Source organism: Paracoccus sp. TRP (genome assembly GCF_000185925.1).
Lineage (GTDB): Bacteria > Pseudomonadota > Alphaproteobacteria > Rhodobacterales > Rhodobacteraceae > Paracoccus > Paracoccus kondratievae.
Genome location: NZ_AEPN01000059.1, coordinates 1 through 16065, shown reverse-complemented (window position 1 = coordinate 16065; position 16065 = coordinate 1). Strand labels below are relative to the sequence as shown.

Annotated in this window: 21 protein-coding genes and 1 pseudogene; 10 read left to right on the top strand and 12 right to left on the bottom strand. The window is 57.0% G+C overall.

Annotated features, from left to right (window positions below; genetic code table 11):
• Positions 1-6: 6 nt before the first annotated feature.
• From PARACOCCUSGL_RS22720 to PARACOCCUSGL_RS0118075, 3 genes and pseudogenes are all read left to right on the top strand, one after another.
• A pseudogene (locus tag PARACOCCUSGL_RS22720) lies at positions 7-137 on the top strand (AlwI family type II restriction endonuclease); the annotation flags it as partial.
• A gap of 15 nt (positions 138-152) precedes the next feature.
• Positions 153-356 carry a hypothetical protein gene (locus PARACOCCUSGL_RS22495; RefSeq protein ID WP_237701573.1) on the top strand — a complete coding sequence of 68 codons (204 nt, stop codon included), beginning with the start codon at positions 153-155 and terminating at the stop codon, positions 354-356.
• A 3-nt stretch (positions 357-359) separates the two neighbouring features.
• Entirely contained in the window at positions 360-1781 is a 1422-nt protein-coding gene (locus PARACOCCUSGL_RS0118075; RefSeq protein ID WP_010400043.1) for an ISL3 family transposase, read from the top strand.
• A 273-nt stretch (positions 1782-2054) separates the two neighbouring features.
• Here PARACOCCUSGL_RS0118075 and PARACOCCUSGL_RS0118070 read toward each other — a convergent pair whose 3' ends face one another.
• Genes PARACOCCUSGL_RS0118070 through PARACOCCUSGL_RS0118060 form a run of 3 tightly spaced genes read right to left on the bottom strand, consistent with a single transcriptional unit; the run spans position 2055 to position 3008 of the window.
• A complete protein-coding gene (locus tag PARACOCCUSGL_RS0118070) occupies positions 2055-2456 on the bottom strand; it encodes a hypothetical protein (RefSeq protein WP_010400042.1) in 402 nt (133 codons plus the stop codon).
• A 28-nt stretch (positions 2457-2484) separates the two neighbouring features.
• The gene (locus PARACOCCUSGL_RS0118065; RefSeq protein ID WP_010400039.1) at positions 2485-2715 is read right to left on the bottom strand and encodes a hypothetical protein; all 231 of its coding nucleotides are present in this window, start codon (positions 2713-2715) and stop codon (positions 2485-2487) included.
• Complete coding sequence (locus PARACOCCUSGL_RS0118060) at positions 2712-3008, bottom strand: hypothetical protein (protein WP_138918393.1); 297 nt, start codon at positions 3006-3008, stop codon at positions 2712-2714. Before PARACOCCUSGL_RS0118060 ends, PARACOCCUSGL_RS0118065 begins: the two co-directional genes overlap by 4 nt.
• A 557-nt stretch (positions 3009-3565) precedes the next feature.
• Between PARACOCCUSGL_RS0118060 and PARACOCCUSGL_RS0118055 the strand changes: the two genes are divergently transcribed.
• The 3 genes from PARACOCCUSGL_RS0118055 (at position 3566) to PARACOCCUSGL_RS20920 (ending at position 6685) form a co-directional block, all read left to right on the top strand.
• Entirely contained in the window at positions 3566-4465 is a 900-nt protein-coding gene (locus PARACOCCUSGL_RS0118055) for a phage integrase N-terminal domain-containing protein (protein ID WP_029372665.1), read from the top strand.
• Positions 4465-4743, top strand: a complete 279-nt coding sequence (locus tag PARACOCCUSGL_RS0118050) for a hypothetical protein (protein WP_010400032.1) — start codon at positions 4465-4467, stop codon at positions 4741-4743. Before PARACOCCUSGL_RS0118055 ends, PARACOCCUSGL_RS0118050 begins: the two co-directional genes overlap by 1 nt.
• Positions 4744-4834: 91 nt before the next feature.
• Positions 4835-6685: a type IV secretory system conjugative DNA transfer family protein gene (locus PARACOCCUSGL_RS20920; RefSeq protein ID WP_010400030.1), complete on the top strand. Its 1851-nt coding sequence runs from the start codon at positions 4835-4837 to the stop codon at positions 6683-6685.
• Positions 6686-6688: 3 nt separating this feature from the next.
• Here the strand turns inward: PARACOCCUSGL_RS20920 and PARACOCCUSGL_RS22290 are convergent, their stop codons facing one another.
• The 4 genes from PARACOCCUSGL_RS22290 to PARACOCCUSGL_RS0118025 are packed head-to-tail and all read right to left on the bottom strand — an operon-like array spanning position 6689 to position 8186.
• Positions 6689-7213 (bottom strand): type II toxin-antitoxin system MqsA family antitoxin, encoded by a 525-nt coding sequence (locus PARACOCCUSGL_RS22290; protein ID WP_010400027.1) that lies wholly within the window; start codon positions 7211-7213, stop codon positions 6689-6691.
• Positions 7214-7243: 30 nt separating this feature from the next.
• Positions 7244-7642, bottom strand: a complete 399-nt coding sequence (locus PARACOCCUSGL_RS0118035; RefSeq protein WP_138918392.1) for a hypothetical protein — start codon at positions 7640-7642, stop codon at positions 7244-7246.
• Complete coding sequence (locus tag PARACOCCUSGL_RS0118030; RefSeq protein ID WP_010400022.1) at positions 7621-7905, bottom strand: type II toxin-antitoxin system mRNA interferase toxin, RelE/StbE family; 285 nt, start codon at positions 7903-7905, stop codon at positions 7621-7623. The genes PARACOCCUSGL_RS0118035 and PARACOCCUSGL_RS0118030 overlap by 22 nt, the downstream gene beginning before the upstream one ends.
• The gene (locus PARACOCCUSGL_RS0118025; RefSeq protein ID WP_010400019.1) at positions 7902-8186 is read right to left on the bottom strand and encodes a CopG family ribbon-helix-helix protein; all 285 of its coding nucleotides are present in this window, start codon (positions 8184-8186) and stop codon (positions 7902-7904) included. The genes PARACOCCUSGL_RS0118030 and PARACOCCUSGL_RS0118025 overlap by 4 nt, the downstream gene beginning before the upstream one ends.
• 788 nt (positions 8187-8974) lie before the next feature.
• Between PARACOCCUSGL_RS0118025 and PARACOCCUSGL_RS0118020 the strand changes: the two genes are divergently transcribed.
• Entirely contained in the window at positions 8975-9199 is a 225-nt protein-coding gene (locus PARACOCCUSGL_RS0118020; protein WP_010400016.1) for a hypothetical protein, read from the top strand.
• Between the two features lie 57 nt (positions 9200-9256).
• Here PARACOCCUSGL_RS0118020 and PARACOCCUSGL_RS0118015 read toward each other — a convergent pair whose 3' ends face one another.
• From PARACOCCUSGL_RS0118015 to PARACOCCUSGL_RS0117995, 5 genes are all read right to left on the bottom strand, one after another.
• Positions 9257-10402 (bottom strand): replication initiator protein A, encoded by a 1146-nt coding sequence (locus tag PARACOCCUSGL_RS0118015; RefSeq protein ID WP_010400012.1) that lies wholly within the window; start codon positions 10400-10402, stop codon positions 9257-9259.
• Positions 10403-10409: 7 nt separating this feature from the next.
• Positions 10410-10670 carry a hypothetical protein gene (locus PARACOCCUSGL_RS0118010; protein WP_010400010.1) on the bottom strand — a complete coding sequence of 87 codons (261 nt, stop codon included), beginning with the start codon at positions 10668-10670 and terminating at the stop codon, positions 10410-10412.
• On the bottom strand, positions 10671-11321 hold the full coding sequence (locus PARACOCCUSGL_RS0118005) for a ParA family protein (protein WP_010400008.1): 651 nt from the start codon (positions 11319-11321) through the stop codon (positions 10671-10673).
• Between the two features lie 87 nt (positions 11322-11408).
• Positions 11409-12032 carry a recombinase family protein gene (locus PARACOCCUSGL_RS20910; protein WP_010400006.1) on the bottom strand — a complete coding sequence of 208 codons (624 nt, stop codon included), beginning with the start codon at positions 12030-12032 and terminating at the stop codon, positions 11409-11411.
• A complete protein-coding gene (locus tag PARACOCCUSGL_RS0117995) occupies positions 12029-12292 on the bottom strand; it encodes a hypothetical protein (RefSeq protein ID WP_138918391.1) in 264 nt (87 codons plus the stop codon). Before PARACOCCUSGL_RS0117995 ends, PARACOCCUSGL_RS20910 begins: the two co-directional genes overlap by 4 nt.
• Before the next feature lie 301 nt (positions 12293-12593).
• Between PARACOCCUSGL_RS0117995 and PARACOCCUSGL_RS0117990 the strand changes: the two genes are divergently transcribed.
• From PARACOCCUSGL_RS0117990 to PARACOCCUSGL_RS0117980, 3 genes are all read left to right on the top strand, one after another.
• The gene (locus PARACOCCUSGL_RS0117990) at positions 12594-14495 is read left to right on the top strand and encodes a Dam family site-specific DNA-(adenine-N6)-methyltransferase (protein ID WP_029372661.1); all 1902 of its coding nucleotides are present in this window, start codon (positions 12594-12596) and stop codon (positions 14493-14495) included.
• A gap of 15 nt (positions 14496-14510) precedes the next feature.
• A complete protein-coding gene (locus PARACOCCUSGL_RS0117985) occupies positions 14511-14714 on the top strand; it encodes a hypothetical protein (RefSeq protein ID WP_010400001.1) in 204 nt (67 codons plus the stop codon).
• On the top strand, positions 14711-16065 hold a 1355-nt coding region (locus PARACOCCUSGL_RS0117980), incomplete at its 3' end, for an AlwI family type II restriction endonuclease (RefSeq protein WP_029372659.1). The genes PARACOCCUSGL_RS0117985 and PARACOCCUSGL_RS0117980, both read left to right, overlap by 4 nt.

The window sequence follows — 16065 nt, the reverse complement described above, 5'->3', positions numbered from 1 at the left end:
GAACCAGTGCGCCGCCATGTCGCCGATCTTGTTTCTTACTACGGCGAACAGTCTGGGAAACCTGTCTATGGACTGTTCATTGCGAATCGTATCGATCCAATACCGCCGAGACATTCCGAATCGGCGTTTGGTTTACGAGAGCAGATGACAAGATGCGCCTAGATATTATTCCGGTGACGCTTGCACAGTTCAAAGCCTTTTTTGAGGCGTTGTTCACGGTTGGACGTGTTGAAGTTGGTTTGATACGTGAGTTGCTGGATCTTTGTGGTGGTCTGCGACCAGCACATGAAGCGCCAGAATGGAAGTATCAGATTGATGGTGTTATCCAGCAAAAGATTCATGAGTTAAGGCATTAAACAATGCCCGCCAACATCCTGAATCTTCCCGACTTCAAGGTGGTGCGTGTCGAGGAAGCCGACCACGACTATCACGTCTACGCCGAAGTCTCGAATCCTCCCGGGGTCTGCACGGCCTGCGGCTCTGACCGCCTGATCGGCCACGGTCGCAATGAGCAGGTCATCCGCGACCTGCCGACCCACGGCAAGCGGCTGGCGATCTACGTGGACACACGTCGCTGGCGTTGCCAGTCCTGCGGCAAGACCTTCATGGAGGCGCTGCCCGCCGTCAACGCCAAGCGCGAGATGACCGACCGCCTGGTGCGTTGGGTCGGGCAGCAGAGCTTGAAGCGCACCTTTGCCAGCATCGCCGATGATACCGGCCTCGATGAGAAGACCATCCGCAACATCTTTCGCGACTACATCAACGAACTGGAAGCCGAATTCCGCTTCGAGACACCGAAATGGATGGGAATCGACGAAATCCACCTCATCAAGCCTCGCTGCGTCATCAGCAATATCCGCAACAACACCATCATTGACATGCTCCCGAACCGGGACAAGAAGTCGGTCGTGAACTACCTCTACAACCTGCAAGGGAAGTCCGAGGTGCAATACGTGGCGATGGACATGTGGACGCCGTACCGCGATGCCGTCCAAGCCGTGCTGCCGGATGCCCGGATCGTCATCGACAAGTTCCACGTTGTCCGTATGGCGAACGACGCCCTAGAGAAGGTCAGGAAGAGCCTCCGGGTGCAACTGACGCCCAAGCAGCGCCGGGGCCTGATGCACGACCGTTTTGTGCTCTTGAAGCGCGAGCGCGACCTGAGCGACAAAGAAGCCCTGCTGCTGGACGGCTGGACAAAGAACTATCCCGAGCTGGGAGCCGCGTACAGGCTCAAGGAAGGCTTCTACGCCGTCTATGAAGGGTCAGGCAGCTCCGAGGCTGCACTGGCGGCCTACGAGGCTTGGAACAGGGCCGTGGTGCCCGAGGTGAGGGATGCCTTCGGCGACCTGATCCGCGCCTTCACGAACTGGCAGCCGTTCATCCTCAACTACTTCGATCACCCTGTCACCAACGCCTACACCGAGTCGCTGAACTCGCTGATCCGCGTCATGAACCGGCTGGGGCGCGGCTACTCATTCGAGGCGCTGCGGGCCAAGATTCTGTTTACCGAGGGCACGCACAAGCACAAGCTCAGTCGCCCGAAGTTCGAGCGCAGGCGCGAGCCTGAATTGGCCGTGGCGGAAGAAGTCATGGGTTACGGCGTCCCGGACGATGCGATGGGCTACGGCCTGCCGACTGGGCATTTCGGAAAGGCGGTTCTGACGCCAAGGAAGAGCACGCCGAAGGCCGATCACCCACACGAACCGCCAGGGCCGCCGAAGAACTACGGGGCCGAGATAAACACACTGATCGAGCTACTGGAATCCGGGCGGCTGTGAGCCTTCAAACACAGCCAAATCCGGATAGCCCTGGTTTTTTCAAAACTGAAAATTTCAAAAACTGGTGGCAGTCGGTGACGGTGGGCAACTGCTTGCAGTTGTCCACGGGCAGCGGCTGGGATGTTTTGCAGTGCAAGGGGTGGGTAAAGCTGGAACCCGTAGGGCTGTGCCCAGGCTTGCCCTGGGTGCAGCAGCTTTATCCATGCCTGGAACGGGCCACGGGGCGCGGCGCTGGAATACCAAATAAAAACGGCCCCGAAGGGCCGTAGGTGGTTAAACCTTTTCCATTTCCCTGTCGCTGAGTTGCTGAACAAGGGTTGCCAGTCCTGTTTTAACCTGCGGCAAGATGTTTTGATTGTTCAAAACAGGCGTGTTCAACGTGTAATGCAATTTCAGCGCATCAACGCGAACGGTCAAAAATGCAAATGGCTTGTTTGTTTGGTAGTACATGCCGTTTTCAATTTTGACCGTATAGTTATTGATGCCTTCTTGTTTTGCATATTGGGCGATGTAGCGTAGCAGGTTAGCGGAAGTGGCTTGTACCTGGGCGGCATTAGCTAAACCTTTCACTTCCATTTTGTAATTGGCCTGCTGGGCTTTTTCTTGTTGGGCCATTGCTGGCGATGCCACGGCGCAAATAACGGCGGCGGCGATGGTGCGGAAAGCTGCTTTCATAATTGCCTTTCAAAAGAACGAACAAACATTAATGGCGGTCGCGCCAGCTCATGCGGGTTTTGATTATAGCGGCTTCGCCTGCCTCGGTGATTTTCTCAATGCCTGCCATGCCAGCAGCCGCGCCCACGTCGGCGAGAATGCAGGACACCATAAACGGCACGGCCCAAAACAAAGGAAATGCACCGTTGGCGCTGATGCCTCCGAAAAACCATTGCACCAGGGCGAACACCAGAAAAACGGCTCCAAGTCCGGTCATCATAGGATGCGCTCCCACAATGCCGCGCGCCTTATTTGGATTCGTTCGGCTATTTGCCGCTCGCAATCGTGCGGGTTTGATTGGTCGAAAAATAGGCCGATATATTCCCCGGCCAGCTCGGTGCAATTATCGGCTGTCGGTTTCATAATGAAGCCAGCGCCGTAATCTTCCGCTGCGCCTTCTTTGTATGCCGCGCGTAGGTGCTCGCGCATGTCCTGGCGCGAAGCATTGCCGGTGATTCTGATTTTGCGCCGCCCCAGTCTTGGAGAGTCGGCGACAAAGCAAGCGGTTTTCACGATTGGCCCCCTTTCAAAGAGCGAAGCGATTTTGAAAGCGGGGTCAATCGGTGTTCGCCAGCGGCGAACACGCACCCCGCAGGGGTGCTAGTGCATTGCGCCGTGAGGCTGCAATGCACGCGCCTGGAACAGGCGCTGTCCCCAGCTCTGGAACCGAGATCATGCCCCATTCTGCGCGCAACGCAAACTAGCCCGCGTCACTGCGTGGTCGAAAGACCACAGTAGTGACGCGGGCCGCACGCCCCAGCATAGCCTAGCTACAGGGCACAAACCGACGAGTGACAGCTTAGTGATGCGCTTGCAGGATTCCGACTGTGGGGCTATGATGAAGGCTCATTTTTTTCATCATCATCATCATCCGTCTCGAAAGGACACACTCTATGGATAGCCATCCCACAATCCCCGCGCTGACGTCTCTACGCTTAGCTTCTGATCTGTGACAAAAATTCGTTGAGGCTCTACACAATCCGGCTTGCCTGATTGCGCTTCAACACTTGGGGAACTACCGATCAAAACTCGTTTTTTGATTCGTCCTCAAATAACACTTACCTAGTTCGATGGCTCGACTACATAGCGAATTGTTTGCAATCTGTAGCAGGAACCGTGACGGCTCTTTTGCTACGCAATCTAATCGGCGCTCGATACTTAGCCAGTTTGCCGATGATCTTTCGGTTGCTGGTTTCAACGTCAAGAAAATGGGCGCACAGGATTTGAAGGGCCGTCATGTCGGGGCGCTGTTGCGTCGCTGGCAGTCCGAAGGATTGGCCGTTTCTACGATTAAGAACCGCATGGCTGTTTTGCGCTGGTGGGCTGAGAAAATAGGCAATCCGGGCGCTGTTATGTCCAATGATGAATTGGGTATTGAGAAGCGGGAATTTACAACAAACGAGAATAAATCCGCTTCTTTGCAAACCGTTGATTTATCCAAGATGGATGAAAGAATAGCGGCCTCTCTGGTGCTGCAATCTGAATTTGGGTTGCGCCGTGAGGAAGCAATGAAGTTTCAGCCGGAATATGCGCTTTCTGGCCGTTCTCCCCTTGATGCTGGAACCAATGAAATCAGGTTGAAAGGCTCATGGACGAAGGGCGGGCGCGACCGGGTTATTCCGATCAAAACGCAATCCCAGCGTGAGGCATTGGCGAAAGCGGCTTATCTGGCGCGCTCCGGGTCGATGATTCCGCCTGATAGGTCATACCGGCAGCATTTGATTATTTGGGAAAAGGAAACCGCCGCACAGGGTATCGGGCGAACGCATGGCCTTCGGCACGCCTACGCGCAGCGGCGTTATCTGGAATTGACGGGTTGGGCTGCGCCTGCGGTGGCCGGTATTCGCAAGCTGACGCCCGACGAACGCCTGAAAGATCAGGAAGCTCGCAAGATCATCAGCGAGGAATTAGGGCATGGCCGCATTGCGATTACCAATGCTTATTTGGGTTCGTGGAAGGGCGGGAAATAATGTCTTTCGATTTTGACCGTGCGGCAGCGATGGCGCAGCTCCCCCGATGCGGTAGCTGCGTAAATTGCAAAATCATCGTTTGGTCTGGCGATGCTGAATTGAAGCTCGGCATTGCTCGATCAACGATTAAACCGCTTGGGCCGGGAAAGACGCCGCAGCTCGCCGTGAATTGCACTTGGTTGAAGCAGCCGATTCAGGCACCCGACAAGGTGCATATCTGCGATGGCTGGCGCGAGGCCGGGGACGATCTACAGCCGCGCGACGGTGGCCGGGGATGATTGGGCGATGTGTTGCGTGGTATGTGATGCGTAACACATGGCGGCGGCGGTGTGCTACGCTGTAGGTATCGTGTAACACGTAGGGGCCTATATGAGCTACTTTTTCATGTTCTTGATCGTGCTGGCTGTGATGGCCGTGGGCACGGTGTTTTCACTGCCCAAGAGCCGCAAGCGGGCGCAGTCCATCCTTGAGCGGCAACGGCGATTGACCGACAACGACCCGCGCCTGATTGAAGCCATCGGCGTGCGGGATGCCGCCATCTATGGGATTTTTTGGGGCGCAGCTCCTGCCGGGTTGTTCACTGTCGGCGCGTTGCTGGTGTTCTCCAAGCCGCTTGAAGCCATCATGATGTTTTTCGTGTTCATGGTTCCTGCTGGCCTCCTGATGGCTGCGGCGGCGTGGGGCTTCATCTTCATGAACTACGGGGACACGCTGCGCCTTGAACAGCAGCGAGCGCAGGGCATGAAGGGCCGCTATGGCAACGACGTGCAGAAGATGCACACGGTGGACAACACGCGCGGGGAAGTGCTCGACAAGCTCGAAGCCAGCAACAAGCGCGGGCCGCTTGTCTTGTTCAACCAGACGGAAACGGAAGTATCGAAGCAGGCGGAACAAAAGCGCCGCGCCGCTGACCCGTGGAACCTGAAAAAATGGACGTGCGCCGATGAAGATCGGGCCGTTGTGGTCGGGGTGCCGGGGGCCGGTAAAACAACCTTCCTCGTTGCGCAGCTCGTGGACTGGATGCAGTCGGGCCGCTCGTTCGTCGCCACTGACATCAAGCCGGAAATCTGGTCGATCTTGAAGGAAAACGGGCTGTTCGAGAAGTTCGGTTATGACGAGTACATCATCAATCCGACTTGCGCCCACGCGCACCGCTTCAACCTGTTTGCCGAGATCGAGGACGACGCCGACTTGAACGAGGTTCTAGCGGTCATCATCCCCCCCGGCGAGGGTGACGGGGCCGTGTTCTCGGACAACGCGCGGCGTTTGTTGAAAGCAGTTTTGGCGCACCTGGGCGAACGTGCCAGCCTGCCCGCTGCGCGCGACTTCATCATGGAAGCGGGCAAGGTGTCCGAGCTGCTGGAAATGCTGGCAGCGTCCGACAAAAAGAGCGTGCAGCGCATTGCCTTTGAGCTGAAGAACACGGCCAGCAATGAAAGGCTGCTTGCGTCGATCATGACGGCCATGGGCCGCGCTTTCGAGTTCATGGACGATGACCGCATCAATGCAGCTATCGGCGTCTCGGACTTCTCCATGCGCGACGTGCTGATGAAGCCGAAGCAAGCGGTTTTCCTGCAATTCGAGCAGAAATACAAAGCCAGCTTGGCTACGCTGTTCGGGGGCACGGTAGCCTATGTCCTGCGCCTGCTGCAAGCGAACGCCTCCACGCGGGAACATGCGGTTTTCGTGGCGCTCGATGAGATCATCAACGCGGCCCCGATTCCGAAGTTTGCCGAGAGCCTGAACACGATGCGCAGCGCCCGGATGCCGCTGGCGATGTATCTGCAAAGCATCGAGGGCTTGAACCGCCTCTATGGGCCGCAGTCGTCGGAGATCTTCCTAGGGTCGGCTGACCTGAAAGTGATTTTCCGGCTGAACGACAACGCGACGGCGGAATATGTGTCGGCCCAGCTCGGGGACACGGAACAGCGCAGCTACAACCTGAGCCAGAGCCAAAGCGAAGGGGCCAGCGATCGCGGGCGCTCTGTCAATGATTCCGTCTCGAAGGGCTACACGTCCACCACGGCGCGGATTTTCGATGCGGCGGAAGTGCTGGGGCTGGAACCGCAAAAGGCGGTCACGATCTACCGGGGCAGCGGCGCGCGCTTCACCATGCCCAGCTACTGGCAGGACTTCCCGATGCCCGCGCGTGCGGCCGTCGATGCACGCCCGCAAGCTGGGTTCGTCCAGAAGGCCGAAGCCGAAGCGGCGACGGCCTGACGATCAGGTGAGGGGCTGGCCCGTGTGCGCTGCGCAGCGCGTGCGGAACGCTGGCCCCTCCTGCAAGGTGCCGGGGCTGCCGCATACCTCGCAGACGTGGGCGGATAGGGCCTCGGCCATGTCGATCAGCCCGCCCGCATGGGCATCGCCGCCCGCGTAGTTCACGGACAGCTCGCCCCATTTCTCTTTCGCCTGCGTGATCTCGACGGGCGGCATGGTGTTGTGGTCGGCGTGGAACTGTAGGCGCTCGCAAAGGGCCTCCATCAGTCCGGCCCAGCCCGGCCCATAGCTGAGGGATGCACGCTCAAGGATGGCCGGATAGCGGGCGCGCAGCTCGGCCCGGTGCGTGCCCGATCCCGCCAATTCGCCGTAGCGGTCGCCATGCTCACGGCTCAAGATGACTTCACCGCAGGCAGGGCAAAAATCACCTGTTACCGCTGGAATGGTGGTGGTTTCTCCCTTGTAGGTGTAGGGCATATCGCGCGTGTCGTGGATCAATTCCGCCGCGCCGCAGCATGGGCATTTCATGGTCACAGCTCCATCAATGACGGTACGCGGTCATTTGTCGAAGGCCTCGACGTTCACGCCATGCTCACGGGCGATGTTCACCAGATATTGCAGGCGCTCGCGCTTGGCCTTCTCCTGCCTATAGAGCGTGTTCAGCTCGTCGCGTTCGGCGTGGTATAGCTTGCTGACGTGCTGCGCCTTTTCCAGATTGGTGCGCAGCTCCCCGATGAAGGCATTGCCCTTGTGAATCTCGCCGGACAGACGGGCAATCTCGCGGTCGCGTTCCTCGATCATCGGATTGCATTCCCGAATGGCGGCGTTCCATCCCTCTGTGAAACCGGCCTGCTTGCCTGCTGAAACGCCATTTGCAACACCGTTGGCATAGCCTACGGACTCGGCCAAATAGCTGTTTTGAAAGCGTGACATGGCTATCCCTGCTGCGGTGGCCACTGGCGGGCGGCGTGCAGCACGCGCAGGACGCGCACAAGCTCGCCGGTCACGTCATAGACCACGATGTAATTGCGATGCGCCACCAGCTCGCGCGTTCCCGCTACGCGGCCCGGTCGCCCAAGCTGGGGATGGTCGATCAGGCGCGCGGCCTTCTCGGAAATCAGCTCGTCAAGGGCCAGCGCGGCGGGCGGGTTGTCCTGTGCGATGTAGGCGCGGATTTCCCGCCTGTCGGCTGCTGCTGGCCGTGTCCAGACCAGCTTCACGATGCGGCGATCTTCCGGCGCGTTTCAGTCCGCCATGCCGCCGCCTCGGCTTCTACTTCATCGGTCGATAGCACATCGCCTGCGTTGGCCGCGTCGATTCCGATTTGCACCTGGTCGCGGAACCATGTGTCATGCGCTGCCGCGTCCTGCTGGCTCTGCACGAACTGCCGCATGAAGTCGCGCAGAAGCTGCGCGCCGGTGCGGTCGCGGGCCTTGGCGGCGCTCGCAAAGTCGTTTTTCAGGGATTCATCGACCCGGAATGTAAAGGTGGCTTCGCTCATGTCTGGGCCTCCATGTGTTACGTGATACATACAGGGTAGCACGTAAGGCGATGGCACGCAACTGACACCGATGCAGCACCTTCGCAGCTCCATCGCGGTACCTGATAGACGGTGCCGAATCCATGAACATGGCGGATACGCCGTCAAAGGCGCGTCTTTAGGCGCTGCGGCTCTTGATTGCGGTGCGGTGGCCGCTTGATCTGTGGATAGCCCGTCTATTGGGTACCAACCACCGTCTATCAGGTACCGTTTTCCGTCTATCAGGTACCTTGTCGCCGTCTATCAGGTACCGGGTATCTTCCTAAGCCATTGATTTTGAAAGGGAAAAAGCCACTTTTTCCGGCTAAAACTGTATTAAAACTCTTAAAACTCTTAAAACCCGTTCGCCCTGTGGACAACCGCCGCGCCGAAATTTAGTGCTGCTGGCGTGCCTATCGGCACGGGGCACCCCTGCGGGGTTCCCCCGCTTCGCGGCTCCCCCTCCCCTCAATCGTGCCCCCCAGAGGGGGGCGAGTTGTTCCCCCATGGCCTACGCGGCCCGCGCCTAGGGCGCTCCTTGCGCGGCGGGGCGTGCCGCCCCCCGGCCCCCCTGTGGCCTGCGGCCCCCTTGCGCGGCCTGAACGGCCACGCAGGCACCCCCGCAAAGGCTTAGCAATGAAGAAGGTAGGCAGGAATGCACCGCCAAGGCCAGAAATAGGGCCTACGAGCGGTTTTAATGGCTTGGCAGCGGGGTAAGCTAGGGAAAGGGCTGGAAACGCCCTGTAGGCCCTGGAAATCGGGAGATCAGCATGAAAACTACGTACTTCGGGGTGCCTGTATACCCCTTTGGCGGCACGGAATGCGTGCTGCTGGAGGACTTGAAGAAGCTGCCCTTCTTTGAGTTTTGGGAAGCCTCAGCGCTTGGCAGCACGTACATGCAGAAGGAGGACGGCCAGGCAGCGATCTACCTGCACGATTTCGAGGCGTTTTCGCGCCTTTTCATCAAGACCGGGAAGCACCGGTTTCAGACCTAATGCTCGCGCCGTAAAGTTTTGATTTTCAATCCTGAAAGGAAGGCCCTGAAAATCGCTCTAGCCTTCCAAGGCTGGCAATGAATCGCGGTGCGTCATGATGAGCTGCGGCCCACTCTGGCCGGGTTCTTCCCTTAGCTGGTACTCCGGCAGGTCGTCACGCTCGATGATCTTTCTAAGGTTCTGGCAGAATTTTTTGAGGGTGCCAGTGCTGCCGCTGCGCTCGTAGATGGTCTGGAAACTCCACTTCGCGGCCCCTTTCCCTGCTGCGCGGCGGGCCAGTCGATAGATGAAGCGGCCAATGCCAGGGTCGATCAGGAAATAGTCGGGATGAACGGTCAGCACGTCCGGCTGTTTTTCTTCCACGATGCGGTCATAAATCCATTGGGGCGCTTCAATTTCAACTTCACTGATGCGGCCCGTGTCAGTGCGCGAAAGAACTTTGTAGCTGCTAATCAAGCCATCGGCCCCGGTCTCGCGCATCTTGCGGCCATTGGCTTCTGTGTATCCACGCACGTTTTTGACAGTTGTTCCCTTGAGCCGGTCTAGCGCGGCTTCGAGTTCCTCCACCTGCCGGGAACCGTCACCACGGCGGGCAAATTTGAGAATGTCCGATGCATGCGGCTTGAATGTGCGGCCCGGTTTGTCGGCTTTGCCCTCGCGCCATCGGTTCGACGCCTCGTTCAAGTGCGAGGTCATCATCACCACAATGTCGTAATCCCAAATGCTAGCCATGCCATCAGGACCGGCCTTCACCTCGATATAGCCGTCTGGCAGTTCGTAGCGGATGATCTCCCCGGCGCGCTTGTTCGTTTTGGATAGCCGATACACAGCCACGTCCATCAGGCTGCGATTGTCCCGGCCTCCCAGCTCGTACAGTCCGGGCACCAAAAAATCCATTTGAGCGTCGCCGCTCGGTGGCTTGCGCACCGATGAGGGCGCGGCCTTGGCGGCGGCTTCCTTTCGCTCGCGCTCGGCACTGGCTGCGATAGCTGCGGCCCGCGCCTTGGCCTTCGCCTGCGCTTCCTCCTGCTCGCGGGCGGCATCCTCGGCGCGCAGCCGGTTTTCTGCCTGCTCGAACGTCTCGCCGGGGCGTGCTGCGGCTTCTACGCGCTTGCGGTGCCGCTCCTGCACTGATTTGTGCAGTTGGGCAAGGCTGGCGGTCAGGCCATCCGCCACTTCTCCGATGGGTTTAGGGCCGCTCATGGGTGCCTCAGCTTTGCTTTTTCTCGTAGTCGTCAAACGCCATGCGCAGCAGCTCGTTTAGCTTGAGATCATGGGCGGCTGCATACATGCGAAAGCGGCGGCGGAACTCTCCCGGCACTCGGAAATTCAGCGGAACATTGTTCGCGGCATCTTCGGCGGCGGTGTCCTCGGCGTGTGCTGGGGTGCGGCTGGGCATGTTGGCAACGGGCGCGGCGCTGCCCTTGGTTGCGACAAGGCCGGACAAATCGGCGGCGGGCTTCTTGGACATTTAGACGGTTTCCTTCTTTATGGTTTTCTTCTTTGCGTTCATGCGTTCTTGCACGAAAGACAGCAAAGCAATTATTTCCCCGGCGCTGCGGCCCTTGGGGTCTGTTTCCTGCACGGTGCGGCCATCAACCATGCTTGCTGCATAGTCCACGCGGTCATGAACGATGGCAGGGGCAACGGCTCCATGTGCTGACAAAGCGGCTACGGCCTGCACGGTGAGGCGGGCGGTAGGTTTGGCCTGTGTCACGGCAAAGGCAAAGGGGCGGGCTACCTCTTGCGCTATGTCCACGGTGCTACCAACAGCGCGTAAGTCGTGCGGGCTGGGGCGGGTCGGTATCAGTACCAAGTCGGCCAGCTTCACCACGTCGCGGATTGCCTCCGTGATGGCCGGGGGTGTGTCGATCACGGCCAGCTTGAAACCGGCAGTAGCCAAAGCGGCCAGTTTTTCCGGCAGCTCTGCCAGCGTGGCCGATGCCAGCGCCGGGGTTTCGGCTTCGCGGGAGTTCCACCAGGCAGACAAGGAGCCTTGCGGGTCGGTGTCGATCAGCACTACCGGGCCTGAGCCGTCACGCTCGGCGGCAACGCCTAGATGCGCGGCAATGGTCGTTTTACCGGCCCCGCCTTTTTGGCTTGCTAAGACTAAAACTTTCATCCTGCCTCGCGTTCTTGAAAACTAAGAAGCTTTAATTATATCTGTGTTTTGTTGTTTTGTGCAAGATAAAAAGCACGCAAGCAAGAATTATTTAGCCTTGGCACTCGCGCATATCCGCTTGACCTGTGAGGCGCTGAACCCGGTTAGCTCTGCGGTTCGGTTGATGCTTTGCCCGCTGCCGCGCAACGCCAGCACCTGAGCGCGGCGCTTCTCGTCTGCCTGCCTGCCGCGATATTTGCCCGCTGCCTTGGCCTGCTCGATGCCCTGCCGCTGGCGTTCCCGGCGCGTCTCGTAGTCGTCGCGGGCCATCTGTAGGGCCAGCTTCAAAAGCATGTCCTGCACGGCCTGCAAAACGATCTTGGGCACGCCTTCGGCGGCTGCGGCCAGCTCGGACAAGTCCACCACGCCCGGAACGGCGAGGCGCGCGCCCTTGGCCTGTATCGCGGCAATGAGGGCTTCGGCTTCGGGCAGGGGCAAGCGGCTGATGCGGTCGATCTTCTCGGCAATGACGACTTCGCCCGGTTGCAGGTCGGCCACCATGCGCAGCAGCTCGGGCCGGTCGGCGCGTGCGCCGCTGGCCTTCTCCCGGTAGGTGCCCGCCACGTAGTAGCCTGCGGCCTTGGCCTGGGCGGTGATGGCTTCCTGTCGCTGCAAGTCCTGGTCGTCGGTGCTCACGCGCAGATAGACGCGGGCAACGGCTGGGCCGCTCATTGTTTTTTCCTTTTAAGGGTGGGCCTTGCAATCTCGGCCAGGACACGGGGTTCTATCTCGCGTATGCCGGGGGTGTCAGTCGTGCCTAGTAAGGCCATGCTGATTGCCTTGAAGGCTCCCCATAGCTCGGGCAAGGCGCGCAGCTTGATTTCGGCCTCGTCCTGTCCGTCTCGCAGCATTCGGGTTATGACTTCGTTTGCCGCGTCGTTCAGCTCGTAGAGCTGGTTTTCTGTCACTGTGAGGGTAAAGGTTCTTTGCATATAGCCCCTATGGGTAAACTCATATGCGCCTATCATAACAGGGTTAGCGCATTGTGTGAATCCTGGACTTAAAAGCGCCTAGCGCGTTCTGCGGGCCTCAATGGGCTATGCCTCGCGGTGTTGGCCCGTGGACAACGCTTCGCGTTGCCCACCGGCTCTACTGGTTTTGGGTATCCGGATTTGAGTGTGTTTTCGGACTCCGAGGCAGCCTCTGTCATCTTGTAGTAAAACCGGATTTTATTGTTGCTTTTGTTGCTGTGTTCAACTATCATAAAACCGGATTTTATTGTGGGGATATTTCATGCGTACAGTCGTCGCACCGTTAGCCGCTAGGTCTGTAGCAAGCCGACCATTGCTCAAATGGGCCGGAGGAAAATCCCAATTGCTTGGAGAAATTCTCCCAAAAATTCCCAAAAAATATGGCCGATTTATCGAGCCTTTTTTCGGTGGCGGAGCGGTGTTTTTTGCAGTACGGCCAGAAAATGGAATCATTGCAGATAGCAATCCAGAACTGGTTAACTTGTATCGTTCCGTTGCGGCAGACGTAGATGGCGTGATCGCCCAGTTGCGGAGCTATGAAAACACTGAAGAGGTGTTTTATGCCGTTCGATCATTGGATAGAACAAAGCTGTCGAACATAGAGGCTGCCGCTAGAACTATTTTTCTGAACAGGACGTGTTTCAATGGCCTGTACAGAGTTAATAAATCCGGTCAATTCAACGTGCCTTTTGGGCGCTATAAGAACCCGAAAATAATTGATGAGGATGCGCTAAGGGCTGCATCTTTGCTGCTCGGTAGAACCACCATAATTTGTGGTGATTACAAGACTGTTCTCAAGGAAAATGCCAAAGCTGGTGACTTCATTTTTCTTGACCCGCCCTACCTGCCTGTTTCTGAATATGCAGACTTCAAACGGTACACAAAAGAGCAGTTTTACGAGGAAGATCATGTTGAGCTGGCAGCAGAGGTAAAGCGGCTACATGAACTCGGGTGCCACGTTGTTCTGACGAACTCGAATCATCCTTTGGTGCATGAGCAGTACCGGAAGTTCTCTGTCGAAATCGTACAAACAAAGAGATATATCTCATGTAATGGGAAAGGCCGAACTGGCGAGGATGTGATTGTTACCGTCCCTCCCAAGCAGCGTTTTAACTTGCGATTGGTTCCTGCGCCTCTGCCGCCGCAAGCCATGCAATACCCTTCGACCCGTTATATGGGGTCAAAAAACAAGCTGCTAACCGAAATATGGGCGGTTGCTTCTCAATTTGAATTTAATACCGCCCTAGACCTGTTTTCTGGTTCTGGTGTGGTTGGCTATATGTTTAAGTCTCACGGTAAGTCCGTGGTGAGCAATGACTACATGGCAATGTCTGCGACGTTTGCCAAGGCGATGATTGAGAACAATGAAATCACTTTGCCGCACGCTGAGGCGTTAGCGTTGCTTGAGCCAAAAAATACGATTGATCGTTTTGTTGAAACCAAGTTTCAAGGGCTGTATTTCAGCGACGACGATAACCGCTTGATCGACATAGTACGAGCCAATATCAAGGCCGTGAAGAATCCGTACAAGCGGGCCATTGCCATGTCAGCACTGATTCGGGCATGTCTGAAAAAACGCCCTCGCGGCATTTTTACCTATGTTGGTCATCGTTATGACGATGGCCGAAAAGACCTGCTAATGTCGTTCCGTGCTCAGTTTCTTGAGGCTGTCGATATGGTGAATGCCGCTGTGTTCAACAACGGTAAACAAAACAAGGCACGCAACGGGGATGCAATGACCTTGCAGAACCGCGAGCAGGGCTTGGTCTATATTGACCCACCTTACTACTCACCTTTGTCTGATAACGAGTATGTACGCCGCTATCACTTTGTTGAAGGCTTGGCCCGTGACTGGCAAGGCGTGGAAATTCAGGAACACACACTCACCAAGAAATTCAAGTCATATCCGACGCCGTTTTCGTCACGCAAGGGTGCGGCGGAAGCCTTCGACATGCTGTTTAAGCGTTTCCGTGAAAGTGTGCTTGTGGTGTCTTACTCGTCCAACAGTCAGCCGACCTTGGATGAAATGGTCGCCATCATGGCGAAGCACAAAAGCCATGTCGAAGTTGTGCCCGTTGATTACAAATATTCCATCGGCAACCAAGGGAGTAAGGTGGGCGATAACAAAAACGACGTGCAGGAATATATTTTTGTCGGATATTGAGGGGGGGGAGTTTGAATGCTAAATGCCAACGATAAAGAGAATTTGGTCAAGTCGAGCCAGGCCGTGAATCTTTTAGTTCAAGACTTGCGCGACCTGGTGAAAGCGGCCAATCCATTATTGGCCGAAATTGCCATTGAAATTTTGCAGCAGGCCGTCCAGATCGAGCAGCGATTGAACCGGATTGATTCAATTACCAGCCCGGAAGAAAAAACAGAATGAGGCCGTGGCATTTAGGAAATACGACTGTCCGTAGCCCTTTCCGGTTGCGTGATGGTCTGGTGGCGCTATCTACTTCATCACTGCAAGGCAATTTGCGGGGGGAGGAACAGGAACGCGCTTTCCGCCGTTTGCTGGGCGAGCATGGCATTGTTGAACTTGGCGACGATGACACCTACAGCGTAGGGCGTAAATGGCGCTCTGCGCTGAATAAGCTGGGCTTCCTTTACCCAGAAGTGCCGCCAGCCTCTGGTATCCCGCAAAGCGAAATCGGCCCTATCGACATGATTACGCCGAACGGCTGGCGGCTGATTCGTGCCGATACTGTACCCGCGATGCAGGAGTGTTTTTTGCGAGCACTAGCTGCGCATTACATCCCTTCTGCATTGGAGCGGAAGTTTGATTTTTCGGTGTTCTCGCCGCTACGGCATACGCTGGCCATCATGCTTGAGCTGGAGAAGCAAACCGGGGAAAGCCGTCTCAATTTCGTTGAAATGGCGATTGTTGTGCAGCTCACCAGCAGTGACGAATCACTGGCCGACATCGTTGCTAAGGTGCTGGAGTTACGGGCGCGGCGGCTTGCATCCCCCAACAAACGTAAGTTCGACCGACAGGAGCGCGAAGCCGCCGCCGTGCTGCACGGATACGCGGCAGGCACGTTCAATGACTATGCCGATACCAATCTGCGCTATCTCAAAGCGACAGGGCTGGTGCAAAGCAAAGGGCGTGGCCTTTCGCTGGTGCCGGAGAAGCACGTTTTTGTTGAGAAGCTGATTCAGGATACCGGGATTCCCGACTCTGACCGCTCTTACTTCATCACGTTGTGCAACGGTGCAAATCTACCGACTGACAACAAGGATTCAGCTCTGGCCGTGCTGGATGACCTGTTGCAGCAGCTTGAAAAGCGCGGCATCCCATTTGACGCGACAGGAAAGCCAACAGAAACCCCGGCAGATATAGCGCTCATTCGTCACCAGATCGAGGGGCTTTTGTCGGAGCGTAACGAAGAAGAATATGCAGCCCGGCAAGCGGTTGAGTGGGAAGAAATCGCCGCTTACATGGAACTCATCATTACCAGAAAAGGTAAAAAGACCCTCTCGAATGGTGAGGACATCGAAGTGCCGCAGGCCGAAGCGCCCGCCTATTTCGAGTGGGTTCTATGGCGAGCCTTCCTTGCCATCAACAGCTTGGAAAAAAAGCCGTATGAGGCAAGGCGCTTTAAGATTGACCAAGACTTCTTGCCTGTTGGCACAGCGCCGGGGAATGGCCCTGACTTGATCTTTGAGTTTCACGATTTTGTGATCGTGGTTGAGGTCACTTTGACGGACAACTCACGGCAGGAAGCCGCCGAAGG